16 protein-coding genes, 1 tRNA gene, 2 pseudogenes and 1 riboswitch are annotated in these 24,635 nt (G+C 59.1%); of the genes and pseudogenes, 5 read left to right on the top strand and 14 right to left on the bottom strand.

What is annotated here, in order from left to right:
- Positions 1–25: 25 nt before the first annotated feature.
- A complete protein-coding gene (locus tag LKE90_RS14300; RefSeq protein WP_291494207.1) occupies positions 26–2,392 on the bottom strand; it encodes a phosphocholine-specific phospholipase C in 2,367 nt (788 codons plus the stop codon).
- Between the two features lie 448 nt (positions 2,393–2,840).
- On the opposite strand from LKE90_RS14300, the gene LKE90_RS14295 reads away from it, so the two are divergent.
- Positions 2,841–3,158 carry a hypothetical protein gene (locus LKE90_RS14295; RefSeq protein WP_291501522.1) on the top strand — a complete coding sequence of 106 codons (318 nt, stop codon included), beginning with the start codon at positions 2,841–2,843 and terminating at the stop codon, positions 3,156–3,158.
- 35 nt (positions 3,159–3,193) lie between these two features.
- Here LKE90_RS14295 and LKE90_RS14290 read toward each other — a convergent pair whose 3' ends face one another.
- The 11 genes from LKE90_RS14290 to rfbB form a co-directional block, all read right to left on the bottom strand.
- The gene (locus tag LKE90_RS14290) at positions 3,194–6,577 is read right to left on the bottom strand and encodes an MFS transporter (protein ID WP_291494205.1); all 3,384 of its coding nucleotides are present in this window, start codon (positions 6,575–6,577) and stop codon (positions 3,194–3,196) included.
- Positions 6,578–6,897: 320 nt separating this feature from the next.
- A complete protein-coding gene (gene crcB, locus LKE90_RS14285) occupies positions 6,898–7,311 on the bottom strand; it encodes a fluoride efflux transporter CrcB (RefSeq protein WP_291494203.1) in 414 nt (137 codons plus the stop codon).
- A gap of 18 nt (positions 7,312–7,329) precedes the next feature.
- A complete protein-coding gene (locus LKE90_RS14280; RefSeq protein WP_291494201.1) occupies positions 7,330–8,148 on the bottom strand; it encodes a universal stress protein in 819 nt (272 codons plus the stop codon).
- A gap of 201 nt (positions 8,149–8,349) precedes the next feature.
- Positions 8,350–8,427: riboswitch (Fluoride riboswitch) on the bottom strand.
- A gap of 530 nt (positions 8,428–8,957) precedes the next feature.
- The gene (gene rho / locus LKE90_RS14275; protein WP_291494199.1) at positions 8,958–10,253 is read right to left on the bottom strand and encodes a transcription termination factor Rho; all 1,296 of its coding nucleotides are present in this window, start codon (positions 10,251–10,253) and stop codon (positions 8,958–8,960) included.
- A gap of 213 nt (positions 10,254–10,466) precedes the next feature.
- Positions 10,467–10,661 carry a hypothetical protein gene (locus LKE90_RS14270; protein ID WP_291494197.1) on the bottom strand — a complete coding sequence of 65 codons (195 nt, stop codon included), beginning with the start codon at positions 10,659–10,661 and terminating at the stop codon, positions 10,467–10,469.
- A gap of 239 nt (positions 10,662–10,900) precedes the next feature.
- Positions 10,901–11,878: a magnesium transporter CorA family protein gene (locus LKE90_RS14265; RefSeq protein WP_291494195.1), complete on the bottom strand. Its 978-nt coding sequence runs from the start codon at positions 11,876–11,878 to the stop codon at positions 10,901–10,903.
- Positions 11,879–12,134: 256 nt separating this feature from the next.
- Positions 12,135–13,130 carry a glycosyltransferase family 2 protein gene (locus tag LKE90_RS14260; RefSeq protein ID WP_291494193.1) on the bottom strand — a complete coding sequence of 332 codons (996 nt, stop codon included), beginning with the start codon at positions 13,128–13,130 and terminating at the stop codon, positions 12,135–12,137.
- A gap of 31 nt (positions 13,131–13,161) precedes the next feature.
- Positions 13,162–14,067: a dTDP-4-dehydrorhamnose reductase gene (gene rfbD / locus LKE90_RS14255; RefSeq protein WP_291494191.1), complete on the bottom strand. Its 906-nt coding sequence runs from the start codon at positions 14,065–14,067 to the stop codon at positions 13,162–13,164.
- On the bottom strand, positions 14,064–14,624 hold the full coding sequence (gene rfbC / locus LKE90_RS14250) for a dTDP-4-dehydrorhamnose 3,5-epimerase (protein WP_291494189.1): 561 nt from the start codon (positions 14,622–14,624) through the stop codon (positions 14,064–14,066). Before rfbC ends, rfbD begins: the two co-directional genes overlap by 4 nt.
- Before the next feature lie 112 nt (positions 14,625–14,736).
- The gene (rfbA, locus tag LKE90_RS14245) at positions 14,737–15,615 is read right to left on the bottom strand and encodes a glucose-1-phosphate thymidylyltransferase RfbA (RefSeq protein WP_291494283.1); all 879 of its coding nucleotides are present in this window, start codon (positions 15,613–15,615) and stop codon (positions 14,737–14,739) included.
- Positions 15,616–15,666: 51 nt separating this feature from the next.
- Entirely contained in the window at positions 15,667–16,725 is a 1,059-nt protein-coding gene (gene rfbB / locus LKE90_RS14240; RefSeq protein WP_291494187.1) for a dTDP-glucose 4,6-dehydratase, read from the bottom strand.
- Positions 16,726–16,903: 178 nt separating this feature from the next.
- Here rfbB and LKE90_RS14235 point away from each other — a divergent pair, with 178 nt between their 5' ends.
- The 4 genes and pseudogenes from LKE90_RS14235 to LKE90_RS14220 all read left to right on the top strand — a co-directional run.
- Positions 16,904–19,084 carry a hypothetical protein gene (locus LKE90_RS14235; protein ID WP_291494185.1) on the top strand — a complete coding sequence of 727 codons (2,181 nt, stop codon included), beginning with the start codon at positions 16,904–16,906 and terminating at the stop codon, positions 19,082–19,084.
- Positions 19,081–19,782, top strand: coding sequence for a histidine phosphatase family protein (locus tag LKE90_RS14230; RefSeq protein ID WP_291494183.1), 702 nt, complete (start codon positions 19,081–19,083; stop codon positions 19,780–19,782). The genes LKE90_RS14235 and LKE90_RS14230 overlap by 4 nt, the downstream gene beginning before the upstream one ends.
- 119 nt (positions 19,783–19,901) lie before the next feature.
- A tRNA-Gly gene (locus LKE90_RS14225) sits at positions 19,902–19,976 on the top strand.
- A 543-nt stretch (positions 19,977–20,519) separates the two neighbouring features.
- Positions 20,520–21,325 (top strand): annotated as a pseudogene (locus tag LKE90_RS14220) (transposase); the annotation flags it as partial.
- A 209-nt stretch (positions 21,326–21,534) separates the two neighbouring features.
- Here the strand turns inward: LKE90_RS14220 and LKE90_RS14215 are convergent.
- Both LKE90_RS14215 and LKE90_RS14210 read right to left on the bottom strand, forming a co-directional pair.
- Positions 21,535–22,831, bottom strand: a pseudogene (locus LKE90_RS14215) (IS110 family transposase).
- Positions 22,832–23,045: 214 nt separating this feature from the next.
- Positions 23,046–24,395: an IS1380 family transposase gene (locus LKE90_RS14210; protein WP_291501521.1), complete on the bottom strand. Its 1,350-nt coding sequence runs from the start codon at positions 24,393–24,395 to the stop codon at positions 23,046–23,048.
- Positions 24,396–24,635: the final 240 nt, after the last annotated feature.

The following is a 24,635-nucleotide window of genomic DNA, read 5'->3' as shown; positions in this document are numbered from 1 at the left end:
GAGCTCCTTCATCAGGATACGGCAATCAGAACCTGTGGCGGCCCATCATGGGGTCTTCTTCCCTGAAATCAGGCCACATATCTTCATGGTGGTGATGAGGTGGCTGTGGACGATGGCCTGCGTGACCTCCTCCCATGGCAGGATCGGAGATGGAGTCCTCTCCGGTTTCGATACGACCGGCAATGCGACGCTTGAAGGATGCGGACGCACTGCTTGTGATCGTGAAGTCATACCAGTTGCCGTTCTCTTCAACCGGCCACCGCAGTTCGCTGGAGCCACCCGGTGCAACCCGTACGCCATTTGGACCATCGACCCTGTAGGCTTCTGATTCTACCTGAAAAGAACAGGCATGATGACCGTGATTGTGGAGTTTCACAAGGATTTCGGCTCTGCCGCGGGTTTTATAGGCAACTTCGACCTCTGGGTGACTGGTTTTGCCCAGTTCAGTGATATTGCCAGTGAACTCACGATGGAAACCGTTAGGGCCGATCAGCCAGAGGTTGTAGTTCCCCTTGTCGTCCGCCGTGGGCGTCCAGACACCGTTGAGAGCTTTCTGTGCTTCCACCACATAACGTCGCGGCACCAGATCAAGATGATTGCGGTCATAGACGTGGAAAACCGCACCGGCGCCGTCACAGCTTGTGTTGGTGAAGCGAAGTGTGACCGTGCCTCCGCTTACGTCAACATGTGACGAGACGTGCAGCTCGTAAGGAAGGGCGCGTGATGGACGGGAACCCGTCGCCTGTTTCGGCAATGTGGAGGTCGTCGTGGCGGCAGGGACAGCAATAGCCGCTTCAGCCTTCTGGGCGACAGCCAGACTGTCGGCATCATCCTTGGTGCTGCGGCCGGACAGCGTCGGGATTGTGCGTCTGTTCGGGTTCACGAAGTCAAAGCATGAGGTCAGATCACCACAGATTGCACGACGATAGTCGCTGATCTGAGGCTCGATTACACCGAACCTCGCTTCAAGGAACATCAGTGTCGAAGTATGGTCAAAGACCTGTGAGTTGACAAAACCGCCGCGGCTCCAAGGAGAGATCGCCCACAGAGCAACACGTGGACCGGGTCCGTAGGGACGACCGTCGATCGCAGGCTGGCTGGATGTGGCGGGCGTATAGTTGTGATACTCCACGGCCATGGATTCATCACTGAGCGTGCTACCGCCGGCGAGCGTGCCGTCGGTATTATGAGAAGGAGCTGACGGAGGGGGCAGGTGATCAAAGAAGCCGTCATTCTCATCGTAGTTCACGAGCAGAACGGTCTTGCTCCAGACTTCCGGATTGGATGTGAGGGCGTCGAGCACTTCCTGAATATACCAGCCACCCTGTGTCGGGCTGGAAGGAGACGGATGCTCGCTATAGGCTGACGGCGGAATGATCCATGACACTTCAGGTAGTGTGTTGCTCTGGATATCCTCACGGAACGTCTCAAGAAAGCCGTATGGCATGGTATTGCCAAAGCCCTTGGCGAGCGGGCTGATCGCATCGTCAATGCTGGCGTCGTAGAACGGACCGGCGGCTGTCACATCCTGCTTGATATCTTCGGAAGCGACATACAGAGGGCGTCTTTCCTCCGGCATTTTTTCGATGGCGGCGCGCCAGTGACGGAAACCCATCATCTCGTTGCAGCCGAAATTGTCGATCAGGCTCTGGTAAACCTTCCAGCTGACACCGGCTGATTCCAGACGGTCTGCATAGGTGGTCCAGGTCCAGCCCGTTGTCGATGCACCGATGTCATTACCGCCGTTGAACTGGTTGTTCAGCGCAGCAACATTGACACGGCTGCCATCCGTGGGGCTGACGCCGTTCGGACCGTTGGTGCCCGTCCAGTAGAACAGACGATTTGCGATTGTCCCTGTGTGCATACCGCAGTGATACGAATCGCAGAGTGTGAAGGCGTCGGCGAGCGCACGATGGAAAGGCACTTCCGATGTCTCGTAATAACCCATCGACAGCGGTGTCTTGGCCGTCGGCCAGGAACTCATGCGGCCATTATCCCACGCCGCCTGAGCGTCAGACCATGTATGCGGCGTACTGCCGGCACGCAGGGCGTTACCTTTTGTCTCGTCAAGGTGGTACGGAATCAGTGTGCTGGTGACGCTGCTCTTCGTATAGTTCTGATAAAAGATGTTGGCGCCGTTGGATGTGGGGATGGGGAAACGGTCACCGTACCCGCGCACACCTTTGAACGTGCCGAAGTAACTGTCGAAGGATCGGTTTTCCAGCATCAGCATAACGACGTGCTTCACGTCTTGAATGGTACCTGTTCTGTTGTGCGCATCAATGGCGAGCGCACGACGGATGGCAGGCGGGAAGGTGGAAAGGGTCGCCATGGCAGCAGCCGAGCCGAGCGAAGAGCGCAGGAAATTCCGCTTTGATAGGTTGATCGTCATGATGGAAGAAGAACCTCAAGTCCGGGTAAAGCATCGCTGCTTGTTGAATCGACAGGAGTCACGGAAATAAATCATTCAAAAAAATGCAATAAAACTGTAAATACATGCATTCAATCTGTTTGAGTGATCATTTCTCCAAGTCGTCCTTGGCGCCTTTTAGGGACTATTTTTAACAATACTCAATCGATTTTTAATGACGTTTTAAGGTCAGTGAAAGGTCGCTTCATTTAGGATGTGTTTTATTTTGTAGACACATGGAATGGTCGAACTGTTTTGCAAAAAATGCTTGATGGTCCGTTTTTTTTGATCCTGTTCCTCTGACCCGAGTAATATCCATCTCAGAGTTGACAGGACGGTACCGGTGTGGACCTCTGGTCTTTTCGACGAAGGCTTATAATTCTGTAGAGACGAGAGTGAACGAAACAGAAGTTTCGTAATCGCGTGGCTTATGGACCATCTGAAACAGCATGCTCATAAGGCAGTTCCAGATATTCCGGGAAGGGCCGAGACTGAAAACGACATCGGCCCCATGATGTCGATATCGTTTCAATTGCTGAAATTTTCAAAGAAACTTCTGATTCTTTCTTTGAAATCCTATCAATTCATAAAACTGACAAGATACACATTCTGCCCAGATTACTTCGGACTCTTGTCGCAAATCAGGAGTTTTCTGGATAAACGGCAGGCTCAACATACCGTTCAGGGAAGTGAATCAGATATTGTGCGCTTCATTCAGCCTGAATGGCGTTTTTCTCAAGTTACTTGATCGGGCTCATGTAAATCGTTTTGTGCATGCCGTGTTCATTGGAGTATTGCAGCTTCCGGCATGGTCACCAGAGCCTGCGCGGCGACAAAGTCAGGTTTCCCCGAACCAAGAAGAGGAAGTTTCCGGACGATCCGGATTTCCGCCGGAATCATGATATCCGCGGCGCCGCTCTCCCTCGCCACGTTTACAAAGGCTGACCGTCCGGCGTCGGACTGTTCGGTCAAAAGGATGATCCGTTCTCCCTTGCGCGGATCGGGAATAGAGACCGCCACTGACAGCGCCTCCGGCCAGGCCCGCATGGCAAGATCTTCAACAGCGGCAAGAGACACCATCTCACCACCCGGTTTGGCAATACGTGAAGCTCGTCCGACGATGGTGACATGACCATCTGTCCCGACCGAAACGATGTCGCCCGTGTCATACTCACCATTGGCGGGTGGCTGAAGGACGCCGGGCTGACTGGTCAGAAGATATCCCGCCATGACGTTCGGCCCCGAGAGAATGAGGCGTCCGGCATCGGGCATACCGTCCACAGTCTCCAGCATCGCCGTCATCCCCGGCACCAGCCGTCCCACCGTGCCTGAACGACTGGAATCCGGAGTGTTCAGCGCGACGACAGGAGAACATTCCGTCACACCGTAGCCTTCGAAAATGCGTAGGCCGAACTGTTCCATCCAGAGTTCCCGCACAGACTGCTGCACACGTTCCGCTCCTGCGACCACCAGTCGGACAGAGCGGAAATCAGTCGGAGCCGCCTTGCGCGCATAGCCCCTGAGAAAGGTTGACGTGCCGAAAAGCACAGTGGCGTTCCAGAAATAGGCGATCTTTGGAATAACGGCGTAATGCAGCGGCGAGGGATAGAGGAAGGTCGGGATGCCTGACAGAAGCGGCAGCAGGAAACTTCCGGTCAGCCCGAACGCATGGAAGAGAGGCAGTGTGCAAAGCACGCGATCCGCCGGACTGAAACCGATCCGTCCTGTCACCTGCGCGATGTTTGCGAGAATGTTGCGATGGGTCAGCACGACACCTTTCGGTGTGCCCGAGGAACCGGAGGTAAAAAGAACTACGGCCGGATCATGCGCTTCACGCCGGACATGAGCCTTCGCGGGAGCAAATCTGGCCCGTAAGGCGCCACGCAGTTTCTGCGCCAGCCCGATTGATTTCCGCACGTCTTCCAGAAACAGGATGTCAGGCATCGGGTCGAGTGCTTCAAGAACGGCTCCAAGCCGGGCTTTTTCAACGAACGCACGGGAGGTGACGATCGTGGTGATTCCCGCCGACAGCAGGGCCGCTCGCAAACCCGCCGCACCAGCGGTCGCATTCAGCAGGGCCGGTGTGAAACCACGTGACCACAGGCCAAACAGGCAGACAGCCGTCGCGTTGGATGTCGGTAACAGCAGCCCGACCGGATGGGCGGGATCAAGCCGACCGGAAAGCGCCTCACCGAGAACTTCCGACGCTGTAAGCAGTTTTCTCCACGTCATCGCACCTGAAATCGGGTCTTCAATAGCAACACGCTTCATGCCATACGTCCGGGCCGCACGACCGGCCGCCTGCAGAATTGTGCCGTCAGAAGGTGTCGTCAGATAAACGGCCTCTTCCATCATATCGCGCAGGCTTGCGGTCAGGGCATGACGACGTGCCCGGCCAAAGAGATCATCTGCAACAGCAAGTTTACGGGGAGGAAAAAGCGTCACGCGGATTTTGGGAAACAGGGCTTTCGGAGTCTGCGCACGCGTGAGGCGACTGAAGCTGGAGCGTTCGGCACCCTGAATCCGCATGGCGACAACCGGAGCATCGGCGCGATCCGCGATCGAGGCAGCGCCGCTCTGAATACCCATCAACGAGCCGGTGACGGTAATGCGTCCCTCTGGAAAGATGACCAGTGCAGCGCCATCTTCCACGACCTGCGCCATAGTGCGGATTCCAAAAGGATTTCCACTTTCAACGGCAACCGTTGGCACGAAGCGCAGGAGCGTCCTGACCCACCACAGTCTGGAAATGTTCAGGTCGATGGCAAAGGTTGGCTTGCACGGCGCAATAGCGACGATCAGCGCCGCATCGAGCCAACTGACATGGTTAGGCGTAATCACGGCCTTCTCACCGGAGAGGGGGTAATGTTCCTCTCCTTGCACTTCCACCCGATAAGCGACGCGAAAGAGACACCAGAGCAGCTCGCCCACCTGATTCCGTGTCAGGGTCCGGGCGAAAACAGGCACCAGCAGCAATGTGATCACACCGATCACGAAGAACGGCATGATTTCGCTGCCGTGCGCGGCGGATTCACCATCAATACGCTGGGTAAAGGACAGCAGCAGGCTGGCGATCGTCATGCCGATAGCGGCCAGCATGTTCATGCCCGCCACCACACGGGCGCGGTGCTGGGGATTGGCCCATGTCTGGATGGCGGCCTGGGTTGGTACGGCGATCAACCCTCCTCCTAAAGCAGCCACAAAGAAACAGACAGGCACGATAACAAACGGAAGACTTTCTGGGTGTAGCAGGAAAAATCCCAGAGCGACCATCGCCAGTCCTGAGAGAGAGGCGCCGAATGAAACCGGCAGCAGGATGGCGCGACCACCGCACAGGAAGGCCGCAAGAGCGGAACCCGTGGCGATCCCGACAGCAAAGAGCGCGAGAAAGACCGCATTCCATGTCGGTGTCAGCTTCAGCACATCGCGCGTCACGGGAGACAGAAGCGACAGCATGGTCACGCCCATGATCCAGAACCATGCGGCGACCAGCGCCGCATACCATGAGCGTCGGTCGGCGCGCAGTTCGCGCAGCAGGGTGAGGCCGGAGGTCAGGATATTCCACTGTACACGCAGTTCAGGAGCTGCCGCAGGAGACGCGGGAATAGTCCGTGCGCTCAGCCACGAAAGACAGGCCAGTCCGACGATGCAGACACCTGCCTCGGTCGCTCCGATCTTTCCGGTCAGCACCGTGCCGACCACGGAACCGATCAGGATGGCGGCAAAGACCGCGCCTTCAACCAGCGCATTGGCGACGGGCAGACGCTCGGCTTCGATATGATCTGGAAGGATACCGTATTTTACGGGCGCAAAGAGTGATGCGACCACCCCGAATGCTGCCAGAGCGCCGAGGACGAGAGGAACGTTCTCGGTCATCAGCCCGGCTGCCGCCAGAAAGGCGATGGGGATTTCAATCAGTTTCAGAATGCGGATCAGCCGGGACTTGTCCATCCGGTCCGCAAGTTCTCCTCCGAGACCGGATAGGAAAGCAGCGGGGAGAACAAATGCAGCGGCTGCAAACGCCACGATCCACGGCGCTCCGTTTGAGACTGTCCAGAGAACCAGTGCGGCCAGAGCATTACGCAGAAGCGTATCTCCGAGCGAGGAGGCGAACAGGCTGATGAACAGCGGAAGAAAGCGGCGCTGTGTCAGAAGAGAAGCGGTCATATACCGGCTCCGGAGAAGGGTTGCTCTGGTGTGGGTCTAGTTAATGAACGATGTTCAATTTTGATAGCGCACCCGCACCCTGTTGGCAATATATTTTTGAACGTCGTTCATAAAAGCTTCTCCCTCTCCCCTCAAACGTATCGTGAGGACGTCCGTTCCTCCTGTCAGCTCTCCGACAAGGATTGATGAATCTGCTCTGATTTCAGGGGGGAATCGTTTTTCCGGCTCGCAGGTTTGATTCAGGTGAAGGCGTGTGTCCCTCTGGTCCTGCTGTGGCAGAAATCACCGGCTCAACGACGCATGAGCGAAAATGCTCGTCCCTATCCGGCAGGTGGATGTGCCGCATTGAGGGCCTGTGCGGCAAAATATCCTGCCGAGACGGACATCATGCAGAGCGCCACAGACAATCCGATATTCAGGAGCGCCCGTTCAGGAGCGCCATTGCGCAGCAGGTCCAGAGTCTGGAGGCTGAATGAGGAGAAGGTTGTATATCCCCCACAAAGGCCGACCATGAACACCAGCCGCGCCGTGTCGGAAACCTGAAGGCGCCCTCCACCGGCGGTCAGCGCGGCAAAAAAGGCGATGGCGAAGGAACCGGTCACATTGATCAGGATAGTTCCCCAGGGGAGAGACTGACTCCAGCGCGTCATTGCGAGGCCGACCCAGTATCGCAGCAGGGTTCCGGCAGCGCCGCCCAGTGCAATCAGGATCGTCGGTAATATGGTTGTGGGCATGTCCCGTTTTGTCTCCGGTCAGTGATGTGTGAGAATGGGAAGCGTGTCGTGTGCGAGGATATCCTGCGTTGCACCGCCGAAAAGCCATTCGAGAAAATGCGAGTGGGTATAGGCTCCCATGACCAGCAGGTCGCCGCCTGCGGCGAGCGCACGTTTTCTGATTTCCTCTCCAGCACCGGAAGGGGGAATGATAAAACGTTCTACGCAAACAGGAATATTCCCGGAACGAAGCTCGTGGACGATATCGGGCGTTTGTTCTTCATTCTCCCGCTCTTCGCCAATAAGGACCGTGACGTGGGCAGCCTGCTTCAGCAGCGGATGCGCCTCGATGACAAGCTGCTCCAGACTGGCTGACGGATGCCAGGCAATCACCGGACGGGTTGCCACAGTCTGCTTCCGCTGGAGAGGTGTAATGAGAACCGTTGCTTGCGCGTCATACAGGGCGCCGTCAAAGGCCTGCCTGACATAATCAGGATCATCAGAAAGCGGGCGTCCCAGAACCGTCAGGTCGGCCATTGCGGCCTGTTCGGCGACGATCGCACGTGGAATCCCTGAGATTTCAGACCATTCAGCTTTTTCCAATGGGGATGAAATCGCACGCCATTCTTTGAAGACTCTGAGCAGCGCAGCAGATCGAGCAGCCATTTCATTTTCAAAGTGTGTCGTGTCATCGGCGCTGGGGATGCCTTCGTCCGGTGACTGGAATTTTGGATCGGCAGCCAGACGTGGATGAAGGATCTTGATAGCACAGTCAGGGATTTTTTTTATAAGAAGGCCAACCGTTTCCAGCGTAAGGAGCGCTGTCTCAGGACGGTCGAGAATGACGAGAATACGCATGACTACTTTCCCCAGATAAGGTTGTCATTACCTGAAAACCTGACCATCCATCTTACGGACAAAACAAAAAATCAGTTGGAATCTGGATCTTTTCAGAGTCCGGGAAATGGTTGCGGGCTGCCGGTTCAGGCAGCGATTCAACGTGATGATTTCCAGAAAAGACCTATGATTCTGAACAGACTCCTCCTCCATGCTTCTATAGCGGGGGTAGGAATCATCAGCCTTTGCAGGCAGTTCGACCTTCGAAAAGATCAGGCAGAATCCATTGCCTTATGTCCGAAGTCTGTAGGCATGATCGTATTTCGTCAAGCGCATCCATCTCGCGAAGTGGAAGGAAGGTAAAGATTGACCGCTTTCGTAATCAAGGTATTGTTTTGGAGATAATCCTGTCGATGGGATGTGTGTCCGTATCTATATGACAGCACTAAAATACCTCGGTATTTCAAAAAATGCGCCGACAACATGTCGCACGCATATTACCGATGAACCTCTACCGAAATAACCGGACGGCTGTTTATTTCCAGCATGATTTTTGAAAGAAACGAAGCGCCCATTTAAGCTGGACCGGCTCCAGTCGGAAATGGCAAAAAACACGGATATGCTTCGTAAATATTAACAGGAACGTTCAAGACCGAGTCGCGAATCTCACAACGCAGCACATCTCCCCTGATCCAGACCTGTTGAAATGGATGGCTAAAGAGCCAGTGCTTTTCCGGATACAGGCTTCATTCCATCAAAAGATACAGACACAAAAAATGCCGTCTCAGGGAGACGGCATTTCAGGTATCAGTCCATCAGGCGCTGAAAAATCAGTTATTCATCGCTTCAAAGAAGTCATTGTTCGACTTGCTGTATTTCAGCTTGTCGAGCAGGAACTCCATGGCGTCCATCGTGCCCATCGGCGCGAGGATACGACGCAGCACCCACATTTTCGAGAGCGTGGCGCGATCGACCAGCATCTCTTCCTTACGCGTGCCGCTCTTGGTGATGTCGATCGCCGGGAAGACGCGCTTGTCAGCCAGTTTGCGGTCAAGGATGAGTTCGGAGTTACCCGTGCCCTTGAACTCTTCGAAGATGACTTCGTCCATACGCGAACCGGTGTCGATCAGCGCGGTCGCGATGATCGTCAGCGAGCCGCCTTCCTCAATGTTACGGGCCGCACCGAAGAAACGCTTCGGACGCTGGAGCGCATTGGCGTCCACACCACCGGTCAGCACCTTGCCCGATGAAGGAACGACGGTGTTGTAGGCTCGGGCCAGACGGGTGATCGAGTCGAGCAGGATGACCACGTCGCGCTTGTGCTCGACGAGACGCTTGGCCTTCTCCAGCACCATTTCCGTGACCTGCACGTGACGCTGTGCGGGTTCATCGAAGGTCGAGGCCACGACTTCACCACGCACGGAGCGGGCCATGTCGGTGACTTCTTCCGGACGTTCGTCAATCAGCAGGACGATCAGGAAGACTTCCGGATGATTGGCTGAGATCGAACTGGCGATGCTCTGGAGCATCACGGTTTTGCCGGTGCGCGGCGGCGCGACGATCAGCGCGCGCTGGCCCATGCCGATCGGCGCGACAAGGTCGATGACGCGGGACGTGAAGTCGCGTTGCGTGCCCTTCTTGCCCTTGGTCGGCGCTGGCTCGACTTCGCCCTGTCCTTCGACTTCCATCTGCAGGCGACGCTCCGGATAGAGCGGCGTGAGGTTGTCGAAGTTGATGCGATGACGGACCGCTTCGGGCGGCTCGAAATTGATCGTGTTGACCTTCAGCAGCGAGAAGTAACGCTCGCCGTCGCGCGGGGCGCGGATCTGGCCTTCGACCGTATCGCCTGTGCGCAGGCCGAAGCGGCGCACCTGAAGCGGAGAGATGTAGATGTCATCCGGCCCGGAAAGGTAGTTGGCTTCCGGAGAGCGGAGATAGCCAAAGCCGTCCGGCAGGATTTCAAGGGTGCCGTCGCCGTAAATCGCTTGGTCATTGTCGGCCAGCGTCTTGAGAATGGCGAAAAGGAGCTCCTGCTTGCGAAGCGAGGAGGCGTTCTCCACGCCGAGTTCCTCGGCATAGGAGAGAAGATCGGCCGCAGACTTGGCCTTCAGTTCAGCGAGATGCATGCAGAGTGCGCCTTGATGTGGCAGGCAGAATACCGGAAAGGGTCAAGGTTTTCGCAGACTGGCCATCATTCGGCACAGCCCCGGAGCATCACGATGTTTATCGCGTCCGATGGGCGAAATCCTGATTTTGAGGAACGCACCGGCAAGAGACTTACCAGCGGTGCTGTCCGAGTAGACACGTGTTTTTGTTCTGTCAAGCAATTTTTATCGAGCTCATGGCTGTTCGCTCATGGACCACACACGACAGACACCAGCGCTACCCGGAAGCCGGTTTTTGTCGCCCGATACTGTCCAGCGGAGATGTCGGGAAGGAGCATGTTCAGGGGAAACCGGCATCAGACGGAGCGTGACGCGATCCAGCGTAAAGCACTTCGGAAAGGGCGGGACGCGCAGCGAGAATATGTCCATGAAACGTGCCGATCCGGGCTGAATGCAGGGAGTGCCGGGTCAGGCGCATTCACCCTTGGAAGATCGGGCATCGTGTCACGAAAACCGGTCCGGAGACGCTGCGGTTCGGTCATCATCCGGCGGGAGGGGGGGGGTGATCTTCCGAGGTTTTTCGGTCCGACGGCTAATGCTGGCGCACTGGCGACGATACAGAAGTTGGGCCGGAAACCCCTGCTCACTGTAGACGCGGTGTTTCCGGCCTATCGATTGCCTCCCTTGAGCCAGCCGATCCGCCAGAACCAGAGCAGCGGCAGGATAACGGAGGCAAGCATGGCGCACAGGGAATACCAGTATCCATACGACCACGATAACTCGGGAATATCCTTGAAGTTCATCCCGTAAATGCCGGCGATCAATGTCGGGGCGACACCGATGAAGCTGACCACGGTCAGGATCTTCATGCCGTCATTCTGTTCGATGCTGATGAAACCCAGCGCCGCATCGAGCAGAAACTGAATCTTGTTGGAAAGCTGGGAAACAAAGTCCGTCAGGGACGTGACATCGCGGCTGACCGTGGCCAGACGGGCGGCAAGACCGTGCGGAAGTGTGTGCTTGCGGTTCTCGCTGATGAAGATCGAGATACGGTCAAGGCCGAGCAGGCTGTCACGGATCAGCGAACTGAAATCCTCGGCATGTCCCACCCGCCGCAGGATGGTGCGTTGCCATGATGCGAGCCTCGTGTTGCCTTTGGGGTCGTATCCGGCGAACACATCACGGGAGAGCTGATTCAGATTGAGTCCCACATGCTCAAGAACATCAGCCAGACGATCCACGATACATTCGAGAATCATGACCAGACTGTCGTCACTGCTGAGACCGGTTCTGGATTCCGCGACCTGACGTGCGGCGTTGTCAAAGGAAGCGTAGTCGGAAAACCGGATGGTTACGAGCCAGTTGGGAGTCAGCACAAAACCGATGGGAGAAGAATAAAGATCCGTCTCCGTGCGCCGCACCAGCGGCAGCGACATGTAGACGGCGTCATCGTCCGTATGCAGTCTTGAAGAACTTTCGATCTCTTCCAGATCGCTGCGCTGCGGAATGATTTTACCGGTCAGATGCGCAGCCAGATCGCGCTCGGAGTCTGTTGGATCGACAAGATCGAGCCAGACAGCGCCTCTGGCATCCGCCTCAGTCACGACAGCGCAGGCTGGCTGGCCGTTCCTGTGGGCCAGAAACATGGACGCGCTCCTCTGGTTGATCCGATCAGCCTGTGTTCTCGCAAAAACAGGCACCAAGGGCAAATAGGCGACCTGTCGGCGACAGGAAGGACATAGGTCGAAGCCGGTTCTGCCCGCACCCGGCAGGAATCGGAGGTCCCTGCGTCCCGATTTATTGATCATAAAACAGTTTCCAAAGGCGCGCCTTTGGCGGGGTTCGGGGTAGCGCCCTGTCAATCTCCCCGGCAGAAAAGGTCAGGCAAAAAGGCCGCTGATATTATCCGCAGACAAACCAGAGACGGAACAGCAGGTTCTCCGCGAAACCGGCTCGTGCGAGATGCGGGAAACGCCACAGGAGCCGCATCCGTGACAGCGGACCGCCTCTCAGGCCATCGCGAATGATGACAAGAGCGTCGATGGTCTCAGGCGAAAGGATGGTGCCGTGAGCCAGCAACCAGTCGAGACTGGACCGGAAGATCGCCATGAACGCCGTCGGTCCTCTGCGGAGCGCGGCCTTACCCCGGTTCAGTCTGGATGGCGCGGCTCCGATCGCGTTGGCGCCGTGCTGCCGGTAAAGGATGCTCGGACTGTTATCGACGCAGATCGTGCCGCCCGCCGCGGAGACCGTCAGATAGGCCCACCAGTCATGCAGAATGAGTGACGGCGGAGGCTGCGTCGCCATAAGCAGTGCCAGCGTTGCGGCATTGAAAACGACCGTGCATCCGGTTGCGATATTCTGTGTCAGGGCCGAAAGGCAGCTTGCTGGCGGTGTCAGGGCAGGCGAGAGCCCGATGGGTTTCAGGGTGTTGTCCGTAAGGACCTGCCGGGCGCAGTAAAGGGCGGGCGTTCCCGCCGGAACGTCCCCAAGGCGGGTGACGGCGCGTTGGAGTTTGTCGGGAAGCCAGACATCGTCCTGATCTGAAAAAGCGACCATGGCGCCGGGCCGCACATGCGCGAGGAGGCGGCGGTAGGACTCGGCGATGCCGAGACAGGCCGAAGTCCCTGCGTCGATTTCCAGACAGCGTCCGGCGCCACGATGGGCGGCGAAGGCCCGGACAATAGAGCGGGACGCATCGGATGACCCGTCATCCCGCCAGATCAATCTCCAGTTGGTATAATCCTGAGCCAGAAAGGAATCGATCTGGGCGTTCAGATAGGCTTCGCCGTTATGAACGGATAGCAGGATCGTAACGCCGGACGACGCGTTTCTCATCCGGGAGGAGACAAGTCGGGGAACACGGTCCGGAAACGAGGCATCGTCACCTGAATTCATGAAGATGCGCCCATTGTCCGGCTGCGTGCCGTCAGTCCGTCTTGCCGGAAAACAGCATATCGACTGTACGCGTTACGCTCTGACGCCAGTCCGGCATCTTCACGCCGAACACGTCGTTCAGCTTGCTGTTGTCCATGCGCGAATCAGCCGGGCGCTTGGCTGGTGTCGGCCAGTCTTCGGTGCGGATGGCTGCGACTTCCGGCATTTTCTGACCATGACGCGCCGCGTTTTCCAGCGCCGCGACAGCCAGCTCATGCCATGTCGCCTCTCCTGTGCCGCAGGCATGGTAGATGCCCGCATACTGATCCTCCCAGCCGTCACGCTCGATCAGCGCGAGGATGGAGAGAATCGCCTCGGCCAGATCGTCCGAACTGGTCGGATTGCCTCGCTGGTCGCCCACAACCTTCAGGGCCGGGTTCTTCGCACCGGCATTGATCATCGTGCGGACGAAATTCTTGCCGTGCGCGGAATAAACCCATGAGGTGCGTAGGATGATGGCCTTCGGGTCAGCCGCCAGAACCTTCTGCTCACCCTCGGCCTTCGTGCGGCCATAGACGGTGTCGGGGGAAACCGGGTCACTCTCCAGATAGGGAGCGCCCTTGTCACCGGAAAACACATAGTCCGTGGAGACATGAATGAAGGGGATGTTGCGTCTGGCGCAGGCGGCAGCCAGCAGGGCCGGGCCGGTGCTGTTGGCCGCTTCCGCACCCGCGACTTCCGTCTCCGCGAGATCGACGGCCGTCCATGCGGCAGCGTTCACCACGGCGACGGGCCTGTGCGCGTCAAGCACGGCTTCGATGGTTTCCGGCCTGGCGAAATCGAACTCGGGACGCCCCACGCGATCAATGCGCGGGGCGCCAAGATTGGCCAGAGACGTGGCGAGCTGTCCGTTGCCGCCAGTGACGAGGATCGGACCTTTGCTGGAACTGTCGGTCATTTGTATTCGAACCATCCCTTGGCTGCGGAAAACTCAGGCGCTTCCAGATCCTTGTCGGACAGCACGGCCTCTTCCGGCTTGATCGGCCAGTCGATCGCCAGTTCCGTGCTGTTCCAGATCACTGCACGTTCGGACGCCTTGTCATACAGGCCGGTGCATTTGTACTGCACCTCGGCATTGTCCGTGAGAGTGCAGAAGCCGTGCAGGAAGCCCGGCGGAATCCAGAGTTGCGACCAGTTTTCCTCGGACAGCTCAGCCGCTACCCACTTGCCGTAGGTCGGGGAGCCTGTGCGGGCGTCGATGGCGACATCCCAGATCGCGCCCTTGGTGCAGCGCACGAGCTTGCCCTGTGCATGCGGATCGAGCTGGCAGTGCAGGCCACGGACCACGCCTTTCTGACGGGACAGGCTCTGGTTGTCCTGCACGAAGGGGAGGGTGATCCCGGCGTCCTTCATACGGTCGATATTGTAGGTTTCGGAGAAGAACCCACGATTGTCGGAGAATCGCGGCGGGGTGACGAGAATGACGTCGGGAATAGCCAGACGCTCGACCTTCATAGACTCTACTCCATAAAAAACGGGCCATGACGGCCCTTTTGCAACAATCGCGGTGCCGTACTGGTGAACTTTCCCCCCTGTCCGTCGGTCGGGCAAGGGGGAGACGGGGTGTTCAGCCCTGCTGGCCGTGGTCGGCCAGTTCTTTCAGCACACGACCAAGTTCGGTCTTGCCCATCTTCGCGGCGTGATCCCGAAGCTGGTCCGCAGTGATATAACCCATGCGGAAGGCCACTTCTCCCGGCGAGCCGACGAGCATGCCCTGACGCGCCTGAATCGTGTGGACGAACTGACCGGCCTGCATGAGGCTTTCCGGCAGTCCGGCGTCCAGCCACGCGCAGCCACGACCCAGACGATCGACCTGCAATGTGCCTTCCTCAAGGTAGAAACGGTTGAGGTCGGTGATTTCCAGTTCGCCGCGCGCGGAAGGCTTCACCTTGCGGGCGAAGTCATACACACGGTCATCGTAGAAATAGAGGCCGGTGATGGCCCAGTTGGAAGCCGGCTCAGCCGGTTTTTCCTCAACCGTGAGAGCCTTGCCGGTCTCATCGAAGCTGACCACGCCGTAGCGTTCCGGATCACGGACCTGATAGGCGAATACGGTCGCGCCTTTCTCGATCTTGCCAGCCTTCTGGAGCAGGGCGGACAGATGATCGGCAAAGATCAGGTTGTCACCGAGCACCAGAGCGCAGGGGCTGCCTTTCAGCCACTCGCCCGCGATCAGGAAGGCCTGCGCGATGCCATCGGGGGTCGGCTGTTCACGATATTCGAAGCGGACGCCGAACTGCGAACCGTCGCCGAGCAGACGCTTGAACTGCGGCAGGTCGGCGGGGGTGGAGATGATCATGATGTCCCGGATGCCGGCGAGCATGAGCGTCGTCAGCGGATAATAGATCATCGGCTTGTCGTAGACCGGCAGCAGTTGCTTGCTGGCGGCGAGGGTCATCGGATACAGGCGCGTGCCTGAACCTCCGGCCAACAGAATACCCTTCATTTTGGTCTCGACGGGTGGTGTCTTGCTCATGATTATGCGTTTCCGGAGGGGTTATTTCTTGGCCTGACCGAGACGTTCGCCTGTGTAGCGACGTGAACGGATGGATTCCCACCAGTCGCGGTTATCGAGATACCACTGGATGGTGCGGCGGATGCCAGATTCGAAATTGTGCTTGGCTTTCCAGCCCAGTTCGGTCTCCGCGTGCGTCGGATCGATCTCATACTTGAAATCATGTCCGGGGCGATCGGTGACGAAGCGGATGAGACGCTCACGCGGCCCAGCGGGGTCAGGCAGAAGCTCGTCCAGAACGGAGCAGATCGCCTTCACGACCTCAAGGTTCGTGCGCGGCTGACGGGCGCCGATGGCGTAGGTCTCGCCGGGCTTGCCGACTTCGACGGCCTTGACCAGCGCTTCCGCGTGATCTTCCACGAACAGCCAGTCACGGACGTTCTCACCCTTGCCATAAACCGGCAGTTCCTTGCCCTCGATGGCGTTGATCGTCACCAGCGGGATCAGTTTTTCCGGGAAATGCCAGATGCCGTAATTGTTGGTCGTGTTGGTCACGAAGGTCGGCAGGCCATAGGTGTGATACCAGGCGCGGACCAGATGATCGGACGACGCCTTGGAGGCGGAATACGGGCTGCGCGGGTCGTAAGGCGTCGTTTCGGTGAACGGAGGATCGTCCAGTTCCAGCGCGCCAAAGACTTCGTCAGTGGAAATGTGGTGAAAGCGGAAGGCCTTGCGGGCAGTCTCGTCCAGCGTCTGCCAGTAGCCACGGGCGGCCTCCAGCAGCGTGTAGGTGCCGACCACGTTGGTCTGGATGAACACGCCGGGTCCGTCGATGGAGCGGTCCACATGGCTTTCAGCCGCCAGATGCATGACAGCATCGGGACGGAAGTCCTCGAACAGCTTCGCCAGCGCCGGACCGTCCGTGATGTTGACCTGAGCGAACTGATAGCGATCTGACGAAGCGACGGCGGCCACCGTTTCCGGTGACGCGGCGTAGGTCATGCAGTCCACATTGAGCACCGAATGTTCGGTAGCGCCGATAATATGGCGCACAACTGCGGACCCGATAAATCCACATCCGCCAGTGAGAAGAATACGCATCAAATCATCCCGTTTCGAGTGCCTTCCAAGGGGCACTACAGCCTATAGCGAAGGCTGGTCTGTACCGCCAGCACGACACGTCACGCATCTGTTACAACAAGCTGCACGCCTGAGTATCCGATTAACCATAGTTATGGCACTCTTGATGTTCATTTAACGGCAACAGGATGCTCTCATATTGGCACAGTCGTCCGCCATCGCAGTGTTTCACCTCCTGAAACGGCCTGATCTTCGGTGTGTGGCGGACGAAACCCGTGTCGAAATTGTGACAGGAAGAGGCGCTGACTCTTTCACGATCAGCGGAAAAACGCCGGACCGGATGCGCCTTATCTTCGCGGAACGAATCCTCCGGACAGGAACGGCATGGACCCTCCGTCATGGTCTGGAACTGACTCTGCTGGTTGAAGACATCCTGCGCAGGGAAACGACGGCGCCCCTGCCTCTGCCACTTCTGCTGCGGGCCAGTTTCGCCGCGGCCCGAACCGCGGCTCTGTTCGAGGCGCTTGATGGAGGCGCGGGTCAGGACACGTCACCCCCGGTCTGGGTCGCTCTCATGGGAGGTGTTCAGCCACCCTCACCGGGCGTTCTCATGACAATATGGGACACGCTGAAAACCCATCTCTCTGCCGAGGCGGGTGGCGAGGCAACGCCGCCTCTTCCGCTCTTTGAAGCGCTTTTCTCATGGCTGACCAAAACATGGTCGCTCATCGGACCGCTGGAAGTCCTGATGGCGTCCGGAGGTGATGCGCGACTCCGGCTTGATCCCCGGAACGGCCTCAATCATTACGGCTGTTCGCATCGGCCTCGTCCCTGGGCCGCGACGTTCGCGTCCTCCACCGCCTCCTCCGTCTCAGAGCGCGGCTTCGCAGCGGCTGAACGGGTGCGGATTCGGCTGCAAAGAGCGCTGTTATACGATTGTAGCCATTCAATGCTTATTGAAACGGCTGGGAACATTCGTAACAGGCTGGCCCGGTATTACGGCCTGCGGGACGGCGAGCGGGTCATTCTCGCGCCTTCAGGCACCGACTGCGAACTAGCGGCTCTGGCCATCGCGGAAATGAATCCGGCGCGAAAGCCGGTCACCAATATCCTCATCGCGCCGGAAGAAACCGGACGGGGCGTTCCTCTCGCTGCGGCGGGCCGTCATTTCGCGGCCGATACGGCCCGCAGCCCCCATGTTCCACGTGGCGAGGCCATCGAAGGATTCGGTCCGGTCGCCGGGAATACCGTCGAGGAAGTTCGTCTGCGGACTCCGGACGGGTGCGAGGTGGACAAGACCATTCTGACGGCAGAATGTCGGGCTCATATGGAACGGGCGATCCGGGCGGGTCGTCATGTGCTGCTGCACCAGTTGGACCTTTCCAAGACCGGCCTGCTGGCCCCCAACGAAACGGCGCTGGAGACTTTCTCCCGCGCGTTCGGACCCGAGTGCGATATCGTCGTGGATGCCTGTCAGGCGCGCCTGATGCCTTCACGGATCGGCGGCTGGGTCCGCGCCGGACGCGCCGTCATGATCACGGGATCAAAATTCTTCACGGGACCGCCATTCTGCGGTGCGCTGCTGCTGCCGGAGGCGTGGAGGGAGCGTCTCGACCACGACGTTCTTCCCGCTGGCCTGAAAGCCTATGCCGGATGCGGCGAATGGCCTGAATGCAGGGCCACCCGCGGTCTCTCGGATGTGGTGAATCACGGTCTGGTTCTGCGCTGGGCGGCGGCGCTGGCCGAGATGGAGGCGCTGACCAGCATTCCGCCGCTGGAAATCCGGTGGCGTCTTGAGCGCTTCCTGTCCGGCGTCAGGGAGGCCATGACACGTTGTCCCGATGTGCTGCTGCTGGAGACGCCGACACCCGTGCGCGCCATCCTGCCGGACTCGTGGGATGATATGACCACCATCCTCAGTTTTCTGGTCCGCGCTCCCGGTCATGACGCAAAAGATGGCTTCATTCCGCTTGAGCTTGAAAAGGCCCGTCAGCTCTATCACTGGCTGAACGCGGATCTTCGACCGGTTTTCGGCCCTGACGAACCGGAGCGCGAAAGTGAGGTGGCCGGTCTGCTCTGCCATATCGGGCAACCCGTTGCGGTGCCCAGCAGGGCGCTTGATGGCGAGAACGCAGGCGCCCTGAGAATTTCAGCCGGTGCCCGCCTCATATCCGGCGAGCCTGTTCACGCCGATTTGAGCACGGAAGTAAGACTGGCGCGTGAAATTGCCGATGCCCGCATGATTCTCGCAAAAATTTCCCTGATCTGTCACCACTGGGAACGCATTGCGCGCTATGACCCGCTGCCGACCTACGCACCCGCTACCCTGCCGGTTCCGGCTCCGGTGCGGAGTCTGTCACAACAGAATGGAGAGAAATGATGGCTTCAGCCGCCCCGGATGCATGCCCGGCAGGGCAGAACAATCAGGGAAATTTTCTCGATGCTCCCCGGCTTGAAAGAGGCGTCACGCGCTTCTGGCTGATCCGCCACGCTCTGGTGGAACAGAACGCCCGCGCCATGATGTATGGCACGATGGATGTTCCGCTCTGCCCGGAAAGCCTCGTGGCGCAGCAGCCGATGTATGAGGCGCTGGCCCGACGTCTGCCCTCCGACGCACACTGGTTTGTCACACCTCTTTCCCGCACCCGTCGTACGGCGGAAGCCATCCAGAATGCCGGTTATGGAGAACGTCCGCTGACGGTCGAACCGGGATTTCTGGAACAGGAACTGGGCGAATGGCAGGGCCTGCCGCATGCCGAGTTCCCGAAAAAACTTGAACGCGCCCCGCATTATTTCTGGCCGCTTTCTGGCGAGGAACGGCCTCCGGGTGGGGAAAACATGGTCGATGTGTGCCGCCGCGTCGGACATGCGCTGAGCATGCTGGCAGCCAGTCATGCGAAACAGGACATGGTCGTCGTGAGTCATGGCGGAGCCATCCGGGCGGCGCTGGCGCACGCACTGAAGATCGACGCGGATACGGCGCTGCATTTCTCGATCCAGAATCTCTCGCTCACGATTCTGGAGTGTCATGACGGTGTCTGGAGAGTCGTGACCGCCAACGAACTCCCCGGAATCTGAGGGTTTTTACGAACCTTCCATGGCTGGCTGTTCGGTGCGGAAAAATTTGTGAAAAATCTGCGCCGAAGGGCTTGCGCAGCGCGGAAGCCTGCTTTAAATCACCGCTCATCGCAGACGAAGCGGGCGTAGCTCAGGGGTAGAGCACAACCTTGCCAAGGTTGGGGTCGAGGGTTCGAATCCCTTCGCCCGCTCCAGATTTTCTCTTGAAAATCAGGTCGATAAAGACGGTCCTTCGGGACCGTTTTTGCTGACAACGCCTCCATAGAGGCCTATTGTCAGCAGGTTGTCAGCGCCCAAAAGAGCACTGTGGGACGTCATGGCGTACTTTTGGTGTGGGTGACGCCTCATGGGAAGGCGCACGAGGGCTGTTCTGGTCCTATTGATCTCCGCTGCCCTCCGAAGGCGGAAGCCTGTAGATTCCGAGGGAAGCCGCCCCCCAATTCCGAAATGATGCCGCCCCCCTGTTCCGAGAAATAGTCGCCCCCGGATTCCGAAATGATGCCGCCCCCTGGAGGCGGTGTCGAGCGGGGTTCGCCGGCGGGGTTAGGTTCGCTGCTTTAGCCATTGTCCTCGCTGGCGCAGCCAATCGTCCGCACGATGATCCCGCCGCGCATCTGGCCGCTGGGATGGTCTCCACAGTTTGGAGCGTGGCATTTGCTCAGGGAAATGAGGTTGACCTGCCCCCCGAAAGATCCCTCATTCTGATGTAGAGTCTGTCCACGAGAAGGAGCAGCCGCATGAGGAAGAGCCGTTTCACCGAGGCGCAGATTATCGGGATGATCAAGGAGCAGGAGGCCGGGCTGCCGACTGTGGATGTTTGCCGCAAGCACGGACTGAGCACGGCGACGTTCTACAAGCTGAAGGCCAAATACGGCGGATTGGAAGTATCCGATACCCGCCGCCTGCGGCAGCTTGAGGATGAGAACGGCAAGCTCAAGCGCCTGCTGGCCGACAGTATGCTCGACAACGTCATCCTGAAGGATTTGCTGGGAAAAGTCTGACGACACCGGTCCAGCGGCGGGACGCGGTGCTGCGGGTGTTGCGGGACTATGAGATCTCGCAACGCCGGGCCTGCGGGCTGATTGGTGTCGATCCCAAAACGGTTCGGCGCGAACGCTCGCCTGACCATAGCGCCATCCGTGACGCCATGAAGGAGGTTGCGGGCAAGCGCCGCCGGTTTGGCTACCGGCGGATCGGCATCATGCTCGAACGCCAGGGGATGACCATGAACCACAAGAAGCTCTACCGGCTCTATCGGGAGGAAGGCTTGTCAGTGCGCCGGCGTCGCGGACGCAAACGGGCGCGGGGCAGCCGCACGCCGCTGCCCGTGCCGCTGGCTCCGGGCGCTCGCTGGTCGATGGACTTCGTGTCCGACACCTTCGGCGCATCGCGCAAGTTCCGGATTCTGGCGATCAATGATGACTGTTGCCGGGAGAACCTGTGCCTGGTGGCGGATACCAGCATCTCTGGTGCCCGGGTGGCGCGCGAACTCGACACATTGGTGCGGCTCTATGGCAAACCGGCTTGCATTGTCAGCGACAACGTCCTAGGTCGGGAAGCAGCGGCGGAAAACGGCCAGCAGGTCTCGTTGCGCCGATTGTGATCGGCGCTGGTTGCGTTCTGATCCAGATGGCTTCCATCGTCAAGGAATGCGCTCTCGGCCATAGCAAACACAGGATCCAGCGGCCGCGCGGGTCGTGGTCCTTACCGTCCTTAAAATGAGATGCGGATGCCAGATGGAAGGCCCGAACATTATCTACAGGGTCGCAGCTGCGCCCTCACGGCTCCACAGAGAGGGGTCCTTCCATCTGGTGTCCGCCCGTTCGACGAACGGACGGTACTCGGTTCCCGTCTTGATGACGGCGTGCGCGACGCGCGCCATCTTGGCGGTAAGTGCAGTCATCGCCTTGCGGCGGCGATCAGGGTCGTTGCCGTGGCCGGCCACATAGCGACCAAGCTTGTCACGAAAGCTGTTGTCGCGCTGCCGGATGGCGACTTGGGTTGCCATCCAGAAGGTACGGCGAAGCCGTGCATTACCGTACTTTGACAGCTTGGTCCGTCCGCGGAATGTGCCGGACTGACAGGTGGCAAGATCGAGCCCGCAGAACTTCAGGAACTGGCGGTGGTGCGCAAATCGTCGAAGGTCGCCAGCCTCCGCGAGGATGGTCAGCGCGTTGATCGGCCCGATCCCGGGGATCATGCGCAGGAGTTGGTAATCTCGGTTTCCGCTGAGCAAGGCATGGGCGGTTCGTTCAATCTCGTCGCGTTGCCGGATCAGGCTGCGCGCCTGCGCGATGACCATGCGGAACATCGTGATAGCAACGGAATCCTCGTCGACGGGAAGCGCTACGGAAGCGCAGGCGGTCTCATAAATGTCGTTGATCAAGCGGGCCTTAGACACCTTGCGGCCGACCAGTGACCACGCTTCGTTCGAGAACGCCTCCTGGCCGAGGGCCGTCATGCTGGCTGGTGTCGGAAACCGCTCGAGCAGGGCCAGGAACCAGTCGGAGCGGCTGTTGCCGGCGAAACGTTCGATCTCCGGAAAATACAGCGGCAGATAGTGCGTGAGGATCCTATGCCACGTCTGGGTCTTCACCTTGGAAATGGCTTCGTGCGTCTTCGACATCTCCTGCAGATCATTGATGCCGGCGGCCAGCGGATCGACATAGCGCTGGGTCGCGCCGATCCGGAGCATGTGCAGGATCACCTGGGCATCCTTGGAATCGTTCTTGTCCCAGCCGTTGTGCAATGCCTCGCGCGTCCGGGCCAAGGCGACCGATGAAATCAGGCGCAGCTCGAAACCCGCAGCAAGTAGCCGGTGGGCCAATGTGCGATGGTAGTTGCCGGTAGCTTCGAACCCGACAATGACAGATCTGCCTATGTCCGCCAGGTCGGCCGCGAGACGATCGTAGTCAGCCTTTGTGGCCATGACGGTCATCCGCCGTCGGCGCCCGCCCTCCGGGCGTTCAATCAGAACCTCCTGTCGGTGCTTGGACATGTCGATGGCTACCAGCACGGCATCGGCGGGAGTAGAACTGCGCTTGGTCATGGTCGGTCCGTCTCCAAAGTGTTGAGTCGACAACTTCACTTTAGCCCGTCTTATTCATGAGCCAGTCGGGCTTTGGATTTCCGGGCTTGAAGTGGCGTTGGCCGCGTGACCTGGGCGAGCGCCGGCGGCGGCGTATTTCGCCGGGTCAGGATCGATGGGCTTTTCGGGGTTGAACGGACGAGGGTTGGGGTTTTCTGCGGCATGGCCGCGCTGGCTATGTTGGTGCAAGCCGGAGGTTGATGGCGATGGTCTTGAACACCTCGGCATCGGGGCAGGCTGAGGCGAAGGCGATACGGATTCGCGAGGCGCTCTCGATGACCCGGGCGGCAACCTTGAGCAGCCGCAAACGCAGCGTTGCGAACTCTGCGGTGGCAAGTGCTGCGGCCTTGGGGATTTCCTGGCTGATGCGCCACAAGAGCCAGTAGGCGGCGGTGTGCAGGATGAGGCGCATCTGGTTGGCATTGGCCGATCGGCACGAAGTGCGGTCGCTGGCCAATTGCGTCTTGTGTCGCTTGATCAGGTTCTCGGCCTGGCCGCGCGCGCAGTAGAGCGTGTCGTAGATATGCTCGGCCGAGCCTTCGGTCAGCGAGGTGACGACATAGCGGATGTCCATACCCAGCGTGCTGGCCTCGATCCGCGCGACGACGCGGCGTTGGCCCTTCCAGCTTTTGGCGCCGTAGCGGGTCTGGGCATAATGGCGCAGGACCGGGCATTGGCGCTGAGCCCGCTTGACCGCGCAGGCATCGGCGGCAGCGACGATGGCCGGATCGGCCCGCAGCGCGGCGTTGGTCGGCAGGCCGAACACGTAATCGACACGGTGCGCCTCGCAAAAGGCCATGACCTCGGGCCGGCCATAGTGCCCATCGCCGCGAATGGTGATGTGGGTATGGGGCCAATGCCTGCGGATATGACGCACCAGGCGCCGGATGTGGCCGGCAGCTTCGGCGCCCGACGGTGTCTTGCCGGTGCGCAGCAGCATGGCCACCGGACGGCCGGTCGCGGTCTCGTAGACATGGATCGGCAGGAAGCAGCGCTCGCCGTGATGCCCGTTCCAGAACGAGAGCTGCTGATAGCCATGCACGACATCGCAGGTATCATCGATGTCCAGCGTCACTGCCGCCGGCGGGGCGGGATGGCTGGCGCAGTAGATGTCGATCATCGCGGCCAGCATCCGGGCCAGTTCGCGCGTGGTCGGTGCATTCTCCCAGCGGCTCATCGTCGGTTGGCTGGCGAGCCCTGCGCCCGATCCCGGCAGCTTGCCCAGCGCCAGGCGGAAGCCCGGATCATCGCGCAGGGCGTCGAGATCATCGGCATCCTCGTAGCCGCACGCGATCGCGAACATCCGGGCGCGCAGGATGTCATCAAGGCGATGGATTACCCGCGCCGGATCGCGCGGATCGGCAATGCACGCCGCAAGCCGCCGGCAGATCCCCATCGCGCGCTCGGCCTGTGCCAGCAGCAGAACTCCGCCATCCGAGGTCAACCGCCCACCGTCGAACGCGGCTGTGACTTTCTTGCGCGCCACTGCTGGGAATCGGAATGGGCTTGCACTATCATCGTTCATGGCGGGTGTGGCCTGTGGTATTTTCTGCCCTGCGGCAGGTTCGGCTTAGACACCCTGTTCCTAATTCAGATCAGAGGCTTATGCCACTCCCGCCAACCCTTCACGCCAAACCTGGTGAATAAGGCGGGTTAGAGACCCGCTGGCCGATCATGGCCGCCTTGATGAAGCCGGCGGGCGCTACGCGCCCTTGCCTTCATCAAGGCAATGCGGCCCTTCAAGGGGCCGCTTCCCAATGTGCTA

Origin of the sequence: Acetobacter sp., from assembly GCF_022483985.1 — a bacterium.
Classification (GTDB): domain Bacteria; phylum Pseudomonadota; class Alphaproteobacteria; order Acetobacterales; family Acetobacteraceae; genus Acetobacter.
Note: the sequence above shows the minus strand (reverse complement) of the source record. Positions and strands in the feature narration are given on the sequence as shown.